At 51.0% G+C, this 1,631-nt stretch carries 3 protein-coding genes; all 3 read right to left on the reverse strand.

What is annotated here, in order from left to right; genetic code table 11:
* Positions 1-297: 297 nt before the first annotated feature.
* Complete coding sequence (locus tag BN874_RS04705; RefSeq protein ID WP_034431201.1) at positions 298-522, reverse strand: hypothetical protein; 225 nt, start codon at positions 520-522, stop codon at positions 298-300.
* 121 nt (positions 523-643) lie between these two features.
* A complete protein-coding gene (locus tag BN874_RS04710; protein ID WP_154724744.1) occupies positions 644-1,195 on the reverse strand; it encodes a hypothetical protein in 552 nt (183 codons plus the stop codon).
* 11 nt (positions 1,196-1,206) lie between these two features.
* The coding region (locus BN874_RS04715) for a hypothetical protein (protein ID WP_230314330.1) at positions 1,207-1,631 on the reverse strand (425 nt) is incomplete at its 5' end.

Here is a 1,631-nt window from a genome sequence, read left to right on the forward strand (position 1 = left end):
CTTCATCCGGGATTTTACGTGCATCGGACAGCCAGTCCTCTTTCATGATGGCACCTCCCTAAAGCAGGGTCTATTTCGATGTGTATAGACACTTAATTTAGGAGTTGGTTCATTCACAACGTATAGATAACTATTGGTAAGACTATATGTTCTTATGAATAGCTGAAAAATCGCTTGATTTCCATGCACGATTACACAGGAATTACACAGACCATTCTGCAAGCTTGGGATTCGGTTTGGGGGAGTTCCACAATTGTGGAACTTTTCAAATTCCCAACTGCAACCGCAGCCGCGAATTCAAAACGGGCAATCCGCCTCGGGTTGCTCACAAATTTGCTGAATGAGGCGGCTCGGTATCGGGTTGCTGGCACTCCAGCCGGTTAACCGGAAAGCCTTGTACATGCGGCAGGCGGTCACATGGAAGGGTTCGCCGGTGGCATTGAATTGTCGAATGAGGGCGTCGAAGGTTTCCCGATCCGCTACGCTCAGGCGGTGATAACAAAGGCTGTTTCGTGCGGGCATCGTGCTAATGAAGGGTTAAAGGCGCTGCATGAGATTCTTTTGCGGGCTTCGTGTCGGAAATTTCCGACACGTTATTTACGGCTGTCGCTGCGTCCAATTGGAGATATTGCTAACCGCCACATTAAGCCGCGATTTTCGCCAAGTAATGGTTCGCATTCCACGCAATGCCCAGCCCTTCCAGGTCAAGTAGTACGTCGGCAAATTCCGCGTCCGCTTTCGCAAGAATTGATTCAAACTCGGCAATTTTCCGGGCGCGATCAGCTGCGGGAAGAGCGCCGTCAGGCCATTCGAGGTTTTCCAGCGCGGCGGGTAGGCCAGCCTTTAGGGTCGGTAGTAGCAGGGCTGCCAGCCAATCCCGGGCGAAGTGGTCGGCATTTAAGCTCTCATATTGCAGCAGCTTGGATATCTCATTCTGATCGTGCGCCGATTCACGGACTCCATTCCCGAACAAGCCGCCAAGCAATCGGCGGAAGATTGTGCTTTGAAGCATGGCCAATGAATCGAGAGCATCTCCAATAATCGGCGCGGCGTCTTCCCGCGTCATCGGGGCGCTTACAGCAGAATTCAACTCGGCGGCTATGGCGTTGCGGTTAAGCCATTTCTGATGCGCCAATGCTTCCAAGTTGGCAATCGTTGCCCGCACTTCGTCTAAGCTCTTTTTCGCGTCTACCAAAGAAGTCTGTCTCATACAGCAATCCCGCAAGCGGCTTGGGTTTCACAATGCTTAATGTATAGGCTGGGATTAGAGAATTCTTTACAAAATTCCGGATCTATGGGTGCGCGGGCCGCCCAATCGTCGATCAGTTGCCTAGATTTTTTGCCCTGCTCCAGTTGCGCTGCGGCGTATAGGTTGGGATTAGGGAATTCTTTACGAAAGTGCGGATCGGTGGCGGCTCGGGTTTGCCACTTGTCGAGCAGTTGCCGCACCTGGTGCGGGTTTTGTCGCGATAAAAAGCGGTTGACTTCATGCGATTTCATCGTGGGTATTTTCCATAGGGTGAAGGGCTTGGGTTTCAGCGATGATCCGTCGGAGTTCAGGTTCCAAAAGTTTCCCTTCTGTAAATTTTCCCGTGATAGTAAATTAGCATATACTGATAAGAGAAACTTTT

The sequence above is a fragment of the Candidatus Contendobacter odensis Run_B_J11 genome (assembly GCF_000531125.1).
Lineage (GTDB): Bacteria > Pseudomonadota > Gammaproteobacteria > Competibacterales > Competibacteraceae > Contendibacter > Contendibacter odensensis.

Bases quoted from the DNA above. Each gene is read 5' to 3' on its own strand.
- BN874_RS04705 (WP_034431201.1), bottom strand. From the start codon at position 522: ATGCCCGCACGAAACAGCCTTTGTTATCACCGCCTGAGCGTAGCGGAT.